The organism is Streptomyces sp. 150FB, assembly GCF_000818195.1.
Classification (GTDB): Bacteria; Actinomycetota; Actinomycetes; order Streptomycetales; family Streptomycetaceae; genus Streptomyces.
The window spans coordinates 1,099,784-1,115,356 of sequence record NZ_JTHL01000001.1 but is presented as its reverse complement, the minus strand read 5'-3'; the positions used below and the strand labels follow the sequence as shown (position 1 = coordinate 1,115,356).

Sequence of the window (15,573 nt, the reverse complement as noted above, 5' to 3'; positions counted from 1 at the left end):
GCCAGGGTCCGATGCGCCGGCAGAAGCGGGGAAGAACGTGGCCAATCTCGTCTACAGGCGGGTGTCGACCGACAAACAGTCGACCGACCGCGCGCGGCCGGGCGACACCGTGCACATCTCCGAGCTGTTCCGCCTCGTACGCGGCACCGGACACGTGCTCGACGTCCTGCACCGCGACCAGGTCGCGCTGCGCATCCACGACGGCGCCTTCTCCGCGATGGACATCACCGCCCGCCAGCCGCGCACCGGAGAGTTGCTGTCCACCGTGAAGTTCATGGTGCAGACCCTCGCCGCCGCCGGCGAACTCCAGCGCGACCTCCAACGAGAGCTCACCTACGACGGGCTGCGGGCCGCCGAGGCGAAGGGCAACAAGGGGCGGGCGCCGCCCCGCCGTCCCGGTCGACAAGACCGTCGACGTGCGCACCGCGTACCTGGAAGGCCGCTCCATCGCAGCCCTTGCCCGCGACCACGACGTCAGCCGCGGCGCCATCCGCACCGCCGTCGCCGACCTCCTGCCCGAGTACACGGCTGCCGACCCGGGCGTCCCGGCCCCGGAGCTGCCGGTCGTCCTCGACATGCCGGGCAAGGTTGCGGACTTCCTCCGCGCCGCCGAGCTGGAGCCCGCCGAGCGGGCCGCGCTCGACCAGGGCGTCACCGTACGACGCGGCCAGGGCTACACCCTGCGGGTCACCGAGCCGGAGGTCCACCGTCAACTCCTCAACCGCTGCCAGCCACTCGGCAACGCCACAGCGGTCCCGGCCCAGCGCAAGGCCCGCCGCGAGTACGAAAACCGCGTCACCGCCCTCGGGGCCGAGACCCCGTAACAAGCCGTCAGGGCTTCAAGATCAACTCATTGCCCCTTTGGCGCGTATCTCGGTCAGACCCCAGGTTGAGTGAGTGCTCGTGGCTGTGTGCCGGGACGCGATATAGGTTCGCCCACGGCAGACTAGAAAGATCCTCACGAGACTGGAATGTCTCCCGGGACCATGTCAACGTACAACGACCCGTAAAACGGTGGCTCGGGAAATTATGCAGAGGTCATAAAGAACTCCAGGATTGACGGTACGACACTGCTGGCGGGGAAGACCGCCGTCCTCCGTCGGCGGTGTGCTCGAACGGCGGAACACCCCCGCGTGGGCGGGGAAGACGGCGAAGAGCAGCAGCTCGCGTTCGAGACGGCGGCGAGGCGGGTCGTCTTGGCGCGGGACGCGCGGTCCGGTCACTGTTCCAGCGCTACCCCGTGCAGCTCCCGCTCCCAGAGCCGGTCGCGGACCAGTCCGGTGCCCCGCGCGAGGTGGCGGCGGTAGGTGCTGAAGGGGAGACCGAGACGCTCCGCCGCCGCCTCCTGGGTACGTACGCCCCGGAGGTAGGCCGTGGTGAGGACCCGGCGCAGATGCTCCGTACGGGGATCCGCCGCCAGCCCGTCCACCGCGTCGGCGAGGACGTCCCGGAGCGCGGCCACCGGGTCGCCCTCGTCCTGGTCGGTGGCCAGCCTGCTGCGGACGAGCGGGTTGGTCCGCAGCGCCTCGGGTCGGTGCCATGCGCGCAGGGCGCCGTCGACGGCGGTGTCGAACTCGGGGCGGGACAGGACGGCGAGCTGGGGAGTCGGCGCGGGAGTGGTGGCGCGGGGGCCGAAGAGTTCCTGTTCGATGTGGCGGTCGAGCCAGGGCGCGGGCGGCACGGCGCGCCAGTCGTGCGCGTACAGCGTGTACGTCCGGTTCCCGACGGTCACCGGGTCTTGCACCGGGTGCTGGTCGAGGTAGTCCATCTGCGGGGCCCAGAACCCGGGGTCCGCCACCACGAGATACGACCAGGCCGGGTGTTCCGCCCGCAGCCACTCGGACAGGATCCGCATCTGGATCAGGTCGGTGACCGCGGAGGGGCGCTGATAGGAAGCGGGGTTCACCATGAACCGGGCCAGGGCGATCTCCTCGCCCGGCCGCAGGGGACCGGCCGCCCGGGTGTGGCGCCAGGCCGTTGCCACCACGGGGTCGTGTGTGGACCCGTCGTCGGGCGAGGTCAGGCGCAGCCAGGCCATGAAGCCGAGCGGCTCCTCGGTGACCGGATGACGGTGGATCCGGAAGTCGCCGGGGCGGCGGTCGAACCAGAAGTCCGCCAGCCGCGCGGATTCCTCTCCCTCGGTCGTACGTGCCATGGCCAGGACGGCGGCCTTGTCGGTCGGCCGCGCGGCGTCCTCCCGCGCGTCGCGCTCCCCGCGCCAGGTGACGAAGTCCGGCATGACACCGCCGTGCCGGTGCAAATAGCTGAGGGCGCCCATCGTGTGCAGGGCGTCCGGCCCCGAGCTGCCGCGCGCCCGGTCCAGAAGGTACGCGCGGATACGGCGGTGCATCGCCTCGTACCCCTGCGGATCGCGCCAGCGCAGATCGGTGTCCAGGGTGTCCCTGACGACGTCGTGCGGGAAGAGCCCGCGGGCGTCCGCCTCGATGTACGGCAGCGTGCGCAGCCAGTCGAAGAGCGGGCCGGCGTCGCGGGGGAGGACGGCGCGCAACAGTTCCTCCGTCGTCGTGTACGCGTGCGCGCAGACCTCCAGGGCGTGCCGGTGGGCGGCCGACGGCACCGCGCCGACCAGTTGCGACAGGAGCGTCCCGACCACGTTCCTGTCCGGGGTCCATCCGCTCGTGCCTCCCGCGTCCTGGACCGTGACCTCGGCGGCCAGGCTCAGGGCCAGCGGATGGCCGCCGGCGAAGTCGAGCAGCGGGTCCCGGCTCCCGGCCGGTACACCGCGGGCGTCGAGGAGCGCCTCGGCGTCCGCCGGGGGGAGGTTGCGGAGCGCCACGACGCGCAGCGAGTCCGCCCAGTCCAGGTCGGTCCGCCAGGCCGTACCGGGCGGATTGCGGCCGCCCACGACCACGAGCGCGTCGGCGGGCAGGCGGGGAAGGAAATCCTCGCGCAGCCAGTCCTCGATGTCCTCGGACCGCTCGAAAGCGTCGATGAACAGCACCGCCCCGGAGGTGGTGGTCGCCGTTCGCGCCTCGTCGGCGAACCGGTCCGCTGACGGGCCCACGGTGCGTCCGTCCACACGTACCACCGGCCGTCCGGCCGCCAGCGCGTCGTCGGCGAGACGCCGCAACAGGGCCGATTTGCCGATCCCGCCAGGCCCGTGCAGGAACAGCACGACACAGGCGTCCGGGCCGCCGTCCAGTGCCGACCGGAACAGTGCCCGCTCGTCCGCCCGGCCCACAAATCCCCTCTGCCGGGCTGTCCGCAACCGCCCACCGAGACCCCGGCGGGACGGATCTTCCTCGCCGCTCATACAAGTCATCGTAAGGTCGGGACGATCAACGCGCCGGGCCGGCGAATGGACAGGACGTGGCCTGTCGGGTGAGCACCTGATGCCAACAGCCTGGGTGTCATGAACGCCAAGACCGCACAGATCGCACAGAACGCATCCTCGCCGGTCCAGGGAGCCGTCGCCCTGGTCACCGGCGCCAACCGGGGCTTCGGCAGGCTCTTCGCCCAGGAGCTGCTCGCCCGAGGAGCCGCCAAGGTGTACGCGGCGGCCCGCGATCCGCGTACCGTCACCGACCCAGGAGTGGTGCCCGTCCGGCTCGACATCACCGACCCCGAGCAGGTCCGTGCCGCTGCTGCGGCTTGTGGTGACGTGACCCTTCTTGTGAACAACGCCGGTATCTTCCGGCAGGCCCCGTTGATCGGCTCGGAGTCGACGGCCGACGCGCACGCGGAGATGGACACCAACTATTTCGGCACCCTCGCCGTGACCCGCGCCTTCGCACCCGTGCTCGGCCGGAACGGCGGAGGCGTCCTGATCAACGCCCTCTCCGTCCTGTCCTTCGTGAGTTACGCCCCCTGGGGGTCCTACGGCGCGTCCAAGGCGGCCCTGTGGTCGCTGACGAACTCCACCCGGGACGAGCTCCGCGCCCAGGGCACGCTGGTGGTCGGCGTCCACTCCGGCCTGGCCGACACGGACATGACGGCGGGTGTCGAGTGGCCGGACAAGATCGACGCGAAGCTGTACGTCCATGCCGCCCTGGACGCGGCGGAGCACGGGGAGGTGGAGGCGCTCGTCGACGGACCGACCCAGGCGTACAAGGCGGCGCTCTCGGGCTACCCCGCGAACGCGGAACCGAGCTAGGGTCCCTTGCGGCAGCGCTGGTCACATACGGGACCTCAGCCCGCCATCACGCCCTCGATGAATCTGCCGGCCAGATCGACTCGCTCATTCAGGCTGGTCGGAGTGTGCCCGAAGTCAATGAAGAGTTCGTGTACGCCCGCCTCAGCCGCAGCCCGCGCATAGTCGACGTACTGGGTGAAGGATCCACAGATGGGGACGCGTTCCGGCGCGACCTTCGCATCAGTGAATTCGGGATTCACTCGCAGTGCTATACGCAGCGCGGAGGAATCGCGCTCCGCCGCCTCGGCGGCTTTGAGGGTTTCGGCCCACACTCCCATGAGCCGAGGCACCGGCATGCTCCCGGCAAGCCAGCCGTCAGCCCTCCTGGCTACCCTGCGCAGTCCCGTGGGCCCGAGGGCGGCGAGCAGTATGGGGGGCCGGGGGCTTTGGGTCGATTTCAGGCCGACGAGGGCCTCCGGGACACTGAACAGAGGTCCCTCGTGTACCAAACGGTCATGTGTCCAGTACTTCTCCAGTACATCCAGCGTTTCGTCGAGCCGTGCGCCCCTGTTGTCCCAGGGCACGTTCGCCGCGGTGTATTCCTCGGGCATCCAGCCGAGACCCAGGCCGACGTCGAGGCGTCCGCCGCTGAGGACATCGAGGGTGGTCAGAGTCCGAGCCAGCATCACGGGCGACTGCCAAAGACCGTTGAGAGTGCTCGTTCCCAGGCGAACACGGCTGGTGTGGGCGGCACTGAAGACAAGGGCCGTGAGCGGATCCAGGTGGCACGCGTGGTCCGGCGGCAGCACTCCGCCGGGACCTGGATAGCGCCGAGTCGGAGAGACGGGAGCAAGGAGACGGTCCCCTGTCCACAGTGAGTCGTACCCCATGTCCTCTGCGGACCGGCTGATACTGACAATGGCTTCGGCCCGTGCCTCCGAGCCGTAGGTGGGCAGTGCCAGACCTATTCGCATGTGCGCTCTCTCCGTGTTGTTGCTCTGTTGTCGGTTCGATCTCTTTGATACGGTCCGGGACCGTGGATCGCCGGAAGGCCTCTCACGGTTGCCTCTTTGACGCCGGGGCGATCGAGTTTCGAACGGACGCGGATGACGGCGCCGGGCCGGATCCGGTCGACACGACGCCGGCGGAGCTTATTTGGCGGTCTGCCCCGCGTCGACGGGCAATGTCACTCCCGTGATGTAGCGCGCCTGGTCGGAGGCCAGCCATACGACGGCGTCGGCGACGTCGGATGCGGAAAGCCATGGGACCGGCAGGGCGTTCCTGGATCGGAAGCGGGCGGCCAACGCCTCCCGGGTGCGCTCCTCGGGCGGTAGGTCCGGCGCGAACATGGCGTACGCCGTGCTGTTGTGGATCATGTCCGTGTCCACAGCGGTCGGATGAACGCTGTTCACGCGGATGCGGTCGTCGGCCAGTTCCAGGGCCAGTGTGCGCATGAGTCCGACCGTTCCGTGTTTCGCGGCGGCGTAGTGGCCGGCGTTTGGTGCTCCCTCCAGGCCCGCTGTCGAGTTCGTGAGAATCACGGAGCCTCCCCGGCCTCCGGCACGGAGATGCGGGATGGCGGCCCGAATCGTTCGCCACACCCCGGTGAGGCCGATGTCGATCATCTCGGTGAACTGGGACTCCGTCAGTTCCGCCATGGTCCCGAAGCTGAAGATTCCGGCGTTTGGCAGCACTACGTCCAGACGTCCCAGTCGCTCGACTCCGCGGTCCACAGCGCGTGTGAGCCCTTCGAGATCGCGTACGTCCGCGCGCTCGACGACCGCGTGCCGGCCCGAGGCCCGTACCCGGCGAGCGGTCTCATCGAGATCGTCCGCCCCCGGGAGCCCGTAGGGGGCCGACGCGACCCGCTCCGCGGTGTCGATCGCCAGGACATCGGCTCCCTCCAAGGCGAACCGTTCGGCGAATGCGCGGCCCAGCCCACGGGCAGCACCCGTGACGAGGACGACCTTCCCGACCATCGATCCCACAGTTTCCTCCTTTGATGACGGCCACACGCGGCCCGCGTCCAGGGCCGGTCACTGCCCCGTACGTGTGGTCAGCCGAAGTGCCGCATCGGTTCTCGTCCGTCCCAGGTGTCGCGCGCAGCCCGTACCTGGGCGAAGAACTCCTCAAGAAAGGCTGTCCTCCGGTGGATCTCGACTCGGGCACCGTTGAGTCGCCCCGTGTCGTGCATCACTGCCTCAAGTCCGCTCCCACGGGCACTGACGGTGCGTGGCGCGCCCCTGGCGGCGAGCTCGGCCGACGTGGTGTCGAGGTCGTCGACGACAAAAGACATGTGGTGCAGGGCGGCCGGACCCCCGCTCACTCCGTACGCCTCGCGAGCGTGGGGGCTGATCTCATGGACGACCTGAAGTTCGACGAATCCGGCGCCGAGGGCGGCGAAGGCTGCCGTGTGGTCGAGCGTGCTCGGCGCGCCGCAGACGGTCAGCTCCTCGAATCGCACGTGCGGGACGACGAGGAAGGGTCCGATACCGGTGAGGGCGTGCCAGTCGGCCACCGCCTGCTCCAGGTTGTGAACCACGTAGGCGTAGTGATGAGGGGTTCCGAGCCCCCGGAACACCTGGTGGACGGGTGCGTCTTCGGCGTGTGGTTCCACGGATTGCCCTTACTTACTCTGTGCTTGCTCAGTGTGGACGGGGTGCCCATCTCAGTGGGGATCCGGGGCATCCCAGATTTCGCCGGAGGCATCGGAGGCAAGTCGGGCGATCAGCGCCAGGGCCGACTGTTCAGGCGTGAGCAGCGTCTTGTGCTCATGGTTCCGCATGAAGTGGGCGTGGGTCGCTTCGCTCACGCGCCCTTTGCCCTCGGTGCGGATGAAGGCCTGCATTGCTGTGTCCACGGAGCCGGGACGGTAGACGTTCGCAGTGACTCCTGTGCCGTCGAGTTCGGCGGCCAGGTTGAGGGTGTGCGCTTCGAGAGCGGCTTTCGTCATGGTGTAGGCATTGCCACCGATCATCGCTCCGGGGCGGGCCACCACGCCGCTCGACACGTTGATGATCCTTCCCCAGCCGGCCTCGACCATCCCGGGCAGGAGGGCGAAGGCCAGCGAGGCAGGAGCGATCACGTTGATCCCGAGAGAGGAGGCCCACGTGGCCGGATCCATCCCGGCGCTGGGGCCAAGAGGCTCGACGGTCGCGGCGTTGTTGACAAGAATCCCGATCGGGCCCAGCTCTGAGACCGCTCGGTCCATCGCCTTGGAGAGAGAAGCCGAATCGGCGAGATCCGCCACCAGGGAGAGCGCTTTGCCACCCCGGCCTTCCACCATGTCGGCCGTCTCGGACAGCTCATGTGCGGACCTCGCCACAAGGGCCGAGGCGACACCCATGCCCGCGAGCGCGAGCGCGATCTCCCGCCCGATACCACGACCGGCCCCCGTCACCAGGGCTGCTTTCCCGTTCAAAGACATGATCCGTTCCCTATCTGTACTTCGGTGAACTTCGCCGGCGCTGGAGCCGTGACGGGGTTCGCACCGAGCCACGACTTCTCCCGTGCGCCGCTCCTGAGCACGGCCCGTTGTGATGTCGCCGGTTTCACCGTCGTGGAGGTCATAGAGAGGCCTTCCGGGGGAGCGGGAACCGCTGATCGAGTTCGGCGGCGAGGACCCGTAGGAGCGCACTGGCGAAGTGATTCTAGATTGATCGGTCTAATCTTGACACGAGAAAATAGTCTGTCAAGTCTGGAAACAAGTAAGGGTTGTTGGGCCGATACATCGGGGCGATGGCGCCACCAGGTCCCCAGGATCTTGCTCAAGCCCCGCCCGTGGCCAACCCTTGGTAGCCGTACCGCTGCTTCAGCGAAGCGCGCACTCGTCCAGGCCCTCACCGAGCATGGGACGTCGATGTTCCGCTCTCCCGGGCCGGCTTGGCGAGGTGTCAGGATGGTTGCGGGCAGGGCCGTTCCGTTCTCCTCAGTCGGCGGCGAGTTGGTCCGAGAGCCAAGCGGTTATGCGGTCGAGGACGGCCGCTCCGGTCTTGGGGGCGAGGTTGTTGAAACCGTGCGGGGCGTGCTGCCAGACCTCGGTGTCCGCGCGGTTGCCGGCGGCACGCCAGCGGGCTGCCAAGAAGAGGCTGTCGTCCAGGAGAGGATCCAGGTCGCCGACAGTGAACAGCGCGGGCGGCAGCCCCTTCAGGTCGGCGTAGAGGGGGGAGATCGAGGGGTGGCGCAGAGCGTTCTCGGTGCGGCCGGGGAAGGTGTGGGCCGTGAAAGCCTGGAGCCATTGGCTGGGCAGGACGAGCGTGTGTGGAGTGGCGTAGCGCTGACTGGGGGTTCCGCTGATGTCGTAGATGCCGTAGACCAGACTGGCCGCGGCGATGCGGGCGTGTATTCCCGGGTCGTTGTCGCGCAGGTGCAACAGAGTCTGGGTGGCGAGGTGCGATCCGGCGGAGGCTCCATGAAGAAGTAGCCTCCCCGTGCCGAACTCGCGCTCAGCGTATTGGCCGAGCCAACGGGCGGCCGCTACGCAGTCCTCGACGGCAGCTGGGTAGGGATGCTCGGGTGCCAGCCGATAGCCGACGGCGACAGTGACGATGCCCAGGTGGCGCGCGTAGTGGTCGTTGATGCCGTCGTCGTCCTCGGGGGCGCCGATGCACCACCCTCCGCCATGGACGGAGAGCATGACCGCTTTGAGGGGACCGTCCGGGCGGATGATGTGCAGCCGCAGGTCACCGGCAGGGCCCGGAATGATCCGGTCCTCCACGGGCTGTGTGCGGGGCCGTTGCGCCGAATAGTCCGTGGCGCGGATCTCGGCGAGCCCTGCGGGGGTACCGATATCGGGGTAACGCATGGAATGAGCCAATTGCGCGTTCGCTGACAGCAGTTCTGCCAGATGTGGATTAGGCACGTAGGAGCCCATGCGGAGATTTCCCTTCAAGGGAACAGTGCGATTCAAGGGCCGTCGGAAAGCAAGTGGTCCACGGAGTCCGGCGGGCCATGCCCACGGGTCCCGCCGTTCGACGGGTTGAGCGAAGCCACCCGTCCGGCGGGACTCGGTTCAGGAACTGGGGCCGATGCGGGGATTCACTCCCAGACGGACCCTGCCAGCGGGCGCCACTTCTCGTCGGACGCGGCCAACTGCTCGGCAGCGGCCGAGGCGTACTGGACCGCGTCGCGGCCCAGCAGAAGGCGCAGCGGAGCGTCCTGGTCGCCGGCGAGGTCCACGATGGCGCGAGCCACCCGAGCCGGGTCGGCCGAGTGTGCCTTCGCGGCCTCGGGATCAGCGTTTCGGATCATGTCGGCGAAGGCGCCCACGGTGAGCTGGTAAGGCTCGCTGACCGCCGGGACGGTCATGGAGGAGCCCGCCCAGTCGGTGCGCATGGCACCTGGTTCGAGAACGGTGACCTTGATGCCGAAGGGTGCCACCTCCTGGGCGAGAACGGTGGAGAAGCCACCCACCGCCCACTTGGCGCTCTGGTAGGCGGCGAGACCCGCCGACCCGATCCGTCCGCCGAGCGAGGAGACCTGGAAAATGTGTCCCGAGCCCTGCTTGCGCAGGATTGGCAGCGCTGCCTTGCTCACGTGGACAACGTCGTAGAAGTTGGTGTCGATCTGCGCGCGGAAATCATCGGCTGTGATGTCCTCGACGGAAGCCAGATCGGCATAGCCGGCGTTGTTGACGACCACGTCCAAGCGGCCGAAGACCTTCCAGCCATCCCGGACCGCCTGCATGACCTGTCCCATGTCCGTGACATCCAGGACGAGTGGGTGGACGCGTTCGCCGTACCGGGCGACGAGGTCATCGAGCGAGGCAGTATCCCGGGCCGTGGCGACCACCCGGTCACCCGCCTCCAGCGCGGCCGTGACGACGGCGCGGCCCAGACCGCGGGAACTACCGGTGACAAACCAGATCTTCGACACTTCAGCCTCGTCTTTCTCGCACACGGACGGGCCCGGCGGCGCCATGTGGGGGCAGGAGCTGGCTCCGCACATTACAGACCGCCAGTTCGTTAAGTCGCCTCAACCTAAGGTACCGCCGGTCTGATGTCAAAGAAATCGAGATCTGTAGGGTGGGGGCATGCCTACGTTCCAGCGCGCGCGCAGTGAGGAGCAGAGGGAGATTCGGCGCGGAAGGATCTTGGACGTCGCCGCTGCGATGCTCGACGAGATGCCGGTCGGCGCGGTCAGCCTGAACGAGCTGAGCCGCCGCGTAGGGCTCGCCAAATCCAACGTGCTCCGTTACTTCGAGTCACGTGAGGCGATCTTGCTCGAACTATTGGACCGCGCCTGGAAGCAGTGGACAGCCGACCTGCCCGCGGTGCTGGCCGCACGGGTGAACCCCAGGATGGCTGCTGGAGAACGATGTGAGCAGTTCGCCGCCGCCCTGACCTTCTCTCTGCTCGAACGCCGGGTGCTGTGTGACCTCCTCAGCGCACAGGCAGGCGTACTGGAACACAACATCTCCCCACAGGTCGCGGCCCGTTACAAAAGGGCAGCGGTCGCCAACGTGGACAAGATGGTCATGGTCACCTGCGCGTATCTGCCTGAACTGGGGGACCGGGCACGTCATTTGATCGCATCCGTGATTATGACGATCGGGGCGGTGTGGACCCATGCGCGTCCCTCGCGAGCGATGCTCGACGCCTACGATGCCGATCCGGAACTCGCCGGCCTGCATATGGACTTCGCCACCGCGCTCACGGAGACCGTGGCCACCCTGACCGCGGGTACCCTCGCCCGCGCGTAGGGCGCGAACAACCGGGGGCGTCAGTCTTCCCGACGCCGTCGACGAAACCCGGGCGCCGGGAGACGCTGCCTACCGTCGCGGACGGCCTCCCCGTCATCGTGGCGATGCTCGCCGTCAGCCCCGGGCTGTCGGCGGGCGGCGCGGCGCCACGTGCGCGGTTGTCGGGTCCGTACGCGTCTACGCCGACGAGCGCGGCAGTCGCCTTGAGCTGGCGACGAGGCACCGATCTGCTGGGTGATGCCTACGACGTCCTTCTCGGACTCCGAGACCTGCTGCCCGGCATCGCCCGAGGCCGGCAGGGCTCAGGCCGTGTTTCCCACCGTGCGAGCTGCTGGAGGCCGAGGACGACGGGCCGGCGGCTATTGCGTCTCGTGGTCAGGGCGGTGATCGTCGCGGTGGCCGCGGCAACGACGGCGCGACGGTGGATAGCCACGTGTCGGCGCGGCTACGCCTCGTCGCCGGCGTGCAGGGCCGGGGTTGATGTCGCCCACGCCCTGCGGCGCCCTGGCCACGGATCTGTTGGCCAGTCAGGCCATGCATCTCCACGAGGTGGTCGGCCGGTCAATTGACTGACGTGCGGCATTGGAGCCCGGAGTGGACGCCAGTGAGTTGCGCGAGCGGGGGCTGAGCCAGCCGGCCAAGGCAGCAGCGACGCTGCTGCGGTTGTTGGAATACCGCAGCACTCAGGGGGGACATTGCCCGCCGGCGATCGGGGCCATGAGTGCCCCAGCCTCGACCGCCCACCTCCGCCGGAGCCATCGACGACCGCGGCGCCGACGGGTAGCCGGAGTCCTCGACTGCAGCAAGGCCTGAGTGTGTCCCCCGAGGCCACTGCCCAAGGAGTACAGGGCGGCTGGCACTGGGGGGTCGTCAACCGTTCATGGGCCAGAGGCGTTCTCCGACTCCCGGACAAATGCGTCCCTGTCCGTCCCGGTCTCCGTGAAGGGCCAGATGCCACTCACTCCTTGAACACGGTCCTGCACGAGCGGTACACAAGCAGCGACACCCGCTACTGCACCGCCATTTTCGGCATCCTGGAACCCGGCAGCGGCCAAGTCGGCGTGCACCTGGCCTCCGGCGGCCACCCCTCGGCGCTGATCCAGCGCGCAGACGGCACCGCCGCCCGCGCCCAACTGTTCCCGGGCGACACCCTGCTCCTCCACACCGACGGCCTCACCGAGGCCCGCACCGGGCCCGAGCGCGAGCTGTACGGCGAGGACGCCCTGCGCGCCTTCACCGCCACCCAACGGCCGGCGGGCCCACAGGCCCTGATCACCGCCCTTACCGATCTCATCGCCGGCTTCGGCGACGACACCGCGCTGCTCGCCCTCGGCGTACCGGCCCCGCTTCCGGTCTCTGTACCCACCCCCGCGAGTGAAACCTGAGATGACCCAGTTGGCAATCACCTCCCGCGACGCGGCCACCGGTCCCGTATTGGAGATCACCGGTGACCTCGACCATGCGACGGCATCTGAACTCCGCCGCGCCGTGGACAACCTCACCCTGGCTGCAGGGCAACTGCTGGTCCTGGATCTGGCCGGCCTGAACTTCTGCGACTCCAGCGGCATCACCAGTTTGCTGGCAGCCCGGAACCTGGCCATCGAACGAAGCAGCGACATAGCTCTGGCCGCGGTCCCCGACAACACTGCCCGAATCCTGCGCGTCGTCGGCCTGGACCGCGTCTTCACCATCCACCCGGACGCCTCAGCGGCCACCACCGTTGAACTTCATCGCGTGACCCGGCCGCAATGATCTGGTTCGGAAATGCGCGAGAGGGCGATTCATCTAGAATTGCCTCATCTGGTGCGATTCATGCACCGCGCCATGTTGGAGTGGATCCGGCGGTGAGTCTGCGGGTCATGAGGTTGATCATTGCGAGGTGGATCATGGCTTCGGAGCGGTGCGAGTGGGCTTCGTAGTCGCGGGTCAGGCGGCGGCGGTTCATGAGCCGGCCCAACGTTCTCTCGACGGTCCAGCGGCGGGGCAAGAGAGCAAACCCTCTGGTGGCGGGGTCGCGGCGGACGATGTGCATGTCGATGCCGAGGGTGGCGGCATGCTCGACGAGGTGCTGGCGGTAGCCGCCGTCGACCCAGGCCTTGCGGACGTTGGGATGGTCGGCGGCGACCCGTTTGATCAGGGTCTGGCCGGCGATCGAGTCCTGCACACTCGCAGCGGTGACCAGTACGGTCAGGGCAGGCCGACGGTGTCGATGACGATGCTCCGATTGCGGCCCACGATCTTCAGCCTTGACTTTCCAGCCGCTTCGCAGACGGCCGCTGCCCCTCCGTCCGGCGCGCTTTGAGCGACCCGTCTCCGCGTCTATGACCAGGCCCTCGTTGTCCGCGGACCGGATGGAGTCCTACCGGGAGATGGCCGGCTGATCCGGAAGTGGGCGCCGAAAGGCATCCCGGGTGCAGCGATCGACCGCGTCGACGTCCTCCTGCGCGCCGAGCAGCAGGCCGTCGGGGTCGGGGCGGCCGCCGTGTGAGCTACCGCGTCGCGTTCGCCTCTGTCGCGGAAGAGGCGCTGAGTAAGCTGCCCTCTCCCGCCGCACACTGCCCAAGGAGTAACCAGTCACATCTTTTGTTCGCGTAACACGCCCGGCCTACGGTGTGCGGCATGACATCGGTTCGGCCTCCGGGTCAACTCACCGGCAGGCAGGGGGAGATCGCACGTCTCACCGAGGTGGCCGCCGACGCGCGTGCGGGTCGTGGAGGGGGGCTGGTTCTCCGGGGTGAGGCGGGCATGGGCAAGAGCGCCCTGCTGGACCACACCCGGCGGACGGCTGCCGGGATGCGGGCCGTGCGCGCTTCCGGGTCGCAGTACGAAAAGGAGTTACCGTTCGCCGCCCTGCACCAGTTCTGCCTGCCGATACTGTCGTATCTCGCCTACCTGCCCCTCCAGCACCGCGAGGTCCTGCGGAACGCGTTCGGGCTGGTGACCGATGTGCCGGACGTGTTCCGGGTCGGTGTGGCGGTCCTGGAACTGCTGTCCCGCGCCGCCCATGAGCAGGCGCTGCTGTGCCTGATCGACGACGCCCACTGGCTGGACACCGCGTCGGCGAAGGTGCTGGCCTTTCTCGCCCGGCGCCTCGCCTGCGAGCCTGTCGCCATGGTGTTCGCCGTTCGGCCCGGTCACGCGCGGCGCGAACTGGACGAACTGCCCGGCTTGTCGGTCGGCGGGCTGAGCGACGCCGACGCACGGACGCTGCTGGCGGCACGGAGCCACGCGACGCTCGACGACCGGGTGCGTCAGCGGCTCATGGCGGAGGCGCGCGGCAACCCCCTGGCACTGCTCGAACTACCGGCGGCCGGTGGCTTCGCCCCACCGGACACATCATCGGTGCCGACCTGGATCGACCGCGGTTACCAGGCCCGGCTGGACGGTCTGCCCGCCGGAGCACGGCTGCTGCTGACGGTGGCGAGTACGGACCCGACCGGCGACCCCGGCCTGCGGCAGCCGAAACTCCCCAGATACTCCCCAGAGGTGATCTTGGTGATTTCACGGTTGGCGGACCTCCTGGGGTGGTCCGTTGATCCCAAGGTGACTGGACCGTATAGCCTGGGGAAATGCTCACAGAAGTCACCGCGACCCGCTATGTGACACCCCTGCGGGAGGGTGGATCACTGCCCGGGATCGTCGAGGCGGACGACCTCGGTACGTACGTCATGAAATTCACCGGCGCGGGGCAGGGCCGCAAGACCCTTGTCGCCGAGGTCATTTGCGGTGAACTGGGCCGCCGGCTCGGGCTGCGCGTTCCTGAGCTGGTGACGATGCAGCTCGATCCGGTGATCGGACTCTCGGAGCCGGACCAGGAGGTGCAGGAGCTGCTGAAGGCGAGCGGCGGGCTCAACCTCGGTATGGACTACCTGCCGGGCTCGCTCGGCTTCGACGCGGCGTCCTACCAGGTCGGGGCGGAGGAGGCAGGACAGGTCGTCTGGTTCGACGCGCTCATCAACAACGTCGACCGGTCGTGGCGCAACCCCAACCTGCTGGTCTGGCACGGAGATCTGTGGCTGATCGACCACGGCGCCACCATGATCTGGCACCACAACTGGCCCACGGCGGCGGCCTCGGCGGCCAAACCGTACAACGCCTCGGACCACGCCCTCGCGCCGTTCGCGCCCGACATCGACGCTGCGGCGGCCGAGTTGGCGCCGCTGGTCACCGAGGAGCTGCTGACCGAGGTCGCGTCCTTCGTGCCCGACGAGTGGCTGGTCGACGAGCCGGGCTTCGCGACACCCGACGCGCTGCGCCGCGCGTACGTGGAGCCGCTGCTCGCGCGCGCCACCACCATCCATACGCGCATCACGCTCGACGCGCCCGAGCATCCCAAGCCCTCCCAGGCGCCCGGCTGGCTCACCGGCCGCCTGGCCCCCCGGCCGCACAGCACGAAGACGGACAAGGACGGCGGCCAGTGAACCAGCGGGACGTGTACGAGTACGCGCTGCTGCGCGTGGTGCCGCGCATGGAGCGCGGCGAGTGTTTCAACGCGGGCGTGCTGGTGTACTGCCGCGCCCGGTCCTATGTCACCGCCAGGATCCATCTCGACGAGACCAAGCTGCTCGCCCTCGACCCGGCCGCCGACCTCGTGGGGGTACGGGCGGCGCTGCGCGGCGTCGCCGGGGTCTGTGCGGGCGGCGAGGCGGCGGGACAGGCGGCGGGCGACGATCCGGGGCGGCGCTTCCGCTGGCTGATCGCGCCGCGCTCGACCGTCGTACAGCCGGGTCCGGTGCATACGGGCCTGACGGCCGACCCCGAGGCCGAGGCGGAGCGGCTG

Annotated in this window: 14 protein-coding genes and 3 pseudogenes; 9 read left to right on the top strand and 8 right to left on the bottom strand. The window is 68.7% G+C overall.

The features are described 5' to 3' along the window. Positions 1-37 precede the first annotated feature (37 nt). Both QR77_RS48250 and QR77_RS48245 read left to right on the top strand, forming a co-directional pair. A pseudogene (locus QR77_RS48250) lies at positions 38-310 on the top strand (recombinase family protein); the annotation flags it as partial. A gap of 106 nt (positions 311-416) precedes the next feature. Then, complete coding sequence (locus tag QR77_RS48245; protein ID WP_236710535.1) at positions 417-824, top strand: resolvase; 408 nt, start codon at positions 417-419, stop codon at positions 822-824. A gap of 395 nt (positions 825-1,219) precedes the next feature. On the opposite strand, the gene QR77_RS04305 is transcribed toward QR77_RS48245, so the two are convergent. Continuing rightward, positions 1,220-3,274 (bottom strand): ATP-binding protein, encoded by a 2,055-nt coding sequence (locus tag QR77_RS04305; protein WP_040019746.1) that lies wholly within the window; start codon positions 3,272-3,274, stop codon positions 1,220-1,222. 99 nt (positions 3,275-3,373) lie between these two features. Between QR77_RS04305 and QR77_RS04300 the strand changes: the two genes are divergently transcribed. Further along, positions 3,374-4,114: an SDR family oxidoreductase gene (locus QR77_RS04300; protein WP_052488527.1), complete on the top strand. Its 741-nt coding sequence runs from the start codon at positions 3,374-3,376 to the stop codon at positions 4,112-4,114. 35 nt (positions 4,115-4,149) lie between these two features. Here the strand turns inward: QR77_RS04300 and QR77_RS04295 are convergent, their stop codons facing one another. From QR77_RS04295 to QR77_RS04270, 6 genes are all read right to left on the bottom strand, one after another. Further along, positions 4,150-5,067: a TIGR03619 family F420-dependent LLM class oxidoreductase gene (locus tag QR77_RS04295; protein WP_040019745.1), complete on the bottom strand. Its 918-nt coding sequence runs from the start codon at positions 5,065-5,067 to the stop codon at positions 4,150-4,152. Between the two features lie 177 nt (positions 5,068-5,244). After that, a complete protein-coding gene (locus tag QR77_RS04290; protein WP_040019744.1) occupies positions 5,245-6,072 on the bottom strand; it encodes a mycofactocin-coupled SDR family oxidoreductase in 828 nt (275 codons plus the stop codon). 77 nt (positions 6,073-6,149) lie between these two features. After that, a complete protein-coding gene (locus tag QR77_RS04285) occupies positions 6,150-6,710 on the bottom strand; it encodes a VOC family protein (RefSeq protein ID WP_040019743.1) in 561 nt (186 codons plus the stop codon). A gap of 51 nt (positions 6,711-6,761) precedes the next feature. Continuing rightward, the gene (locus tag QR77_RS04280) at positions 6,762-7,520 is read right to left on the bottom strand and encodes an SDR family oxidoreductase (protein ID WP_040019741.1); all 759 of its coding nucleotides are present in this window, start codon (positions 7,518-7,520) and stop codon (positions 6,762-6,764) included. A gap of 501 nt (positions 7,521-8,021) precedes the next feature. Continuing rightward, complete coding sequence (locus QR77_RS04275; protein ID WP_052488525.1) at positions 8,022-8,897, bottom strand: alpha/beta hydrolase fold domain-containing protein; 876 nt, start codon at positions 8,895-8,897, stop codon at positions 8,022-8,024. A gap of 233 nt (positions 8,898-9,130) precedes the next feature. Beyond that, positions 9,131-9,967, bottom strand: coding sequence for an SDR family NAD(P)-dependent oxidoreductase (locus QR77_RS04270; RefSeq protein ID WP_040019740.1), 837 nt, complete (start codon positions 9,965-9,967; stop codon positions 9,131-9,133). A 157-nt stretch (positions 9,968-10,124) separates the two neighbouring features. Between QR77_RS04270 and QR77_RS04265 the strand changes: the two genes are divergently transcribed. From QR77_RS04265 to QR77_RS04255, 3 genes and pseudogenes are all read left to right on the top strand, one after another. Beyond that, a complete protein-coding gene (locus QR77_RS04265; RefSeq protein ID WP_040019739.1) occupies positions 10,125-10,793 on the top strand; it encodes a TetR family transcriptional regulator in 669 nt (222 codons plus the stop codon). Between the two features lie 962 nt (positions 10,794-11,755). Continuing rightward, positions 11,756-12,178, top strand: a pseudogene (locus QR77_RS48240) (PP2C family protein-serine/threonine phosphatase); the annotation flags it as partial. Between the two features lies 1 nt (position 12,179). Next, entirely contained in the window at positions 12,180-12,545 is a 366-nt protein-coding gene (locus tag QR77_RS04255) for an STAS domain-containing protein (protein ID WP_052488523.1), read from the top strand. Between the two features lie 58 nt (positions 12,546-12,603). Here QR77_RS04255 and QR77_RS04250 read toward each other — a convergent pair. Next, positions 12,604-13,052: pseudogene (locus QR77_RS04250) on the bottom strand (transposase); the annotation flags it as partial. 360 nt (positions 13,053-13,412) lie between these two features. On the opposite strand from QR77_RS04250, the gene QR77_RS04245 reads away from it, so the two are divergent. From QR77_RS04245 to QR77_RS43155, 3 genes are all read left to right on the top strand, one after another. Continuing rightward, complete coding sequence (locus QR77_RS04245; protein WP_078876475.1) at positions 13,413-14,396, top strand: ATP-binding protein; 984 nt, start codon at positions 13,413-13,415, stop codon at positions 14,394-14,396. After that, positions 14,363-15,214: a HipA family kinase gene (locus tag QR77_RS04240; protein ID WP_040019737.1), complete on the top strand. Its 852-nt coding sequence runs from the start codon at positions 14,363-14,365 to the stop codon at positions 15,212-15,214. The genes QR77_RS04245 and QR77_RS04240 overlap by 34 nt, the downstream gene beginning before the upstream one ends. Continuing rightward, the coding region (locus QR77_RS43155) for a DUF3037 domain-containing protein (RefSeq protein WP_078877744.1) at positions 15,211-15,573 on the top strand (363 nt) is incomplete at its 3' end. The genes QR77_RS04240 and QR77_RS43155, both read left to right, overlap by 4 nt.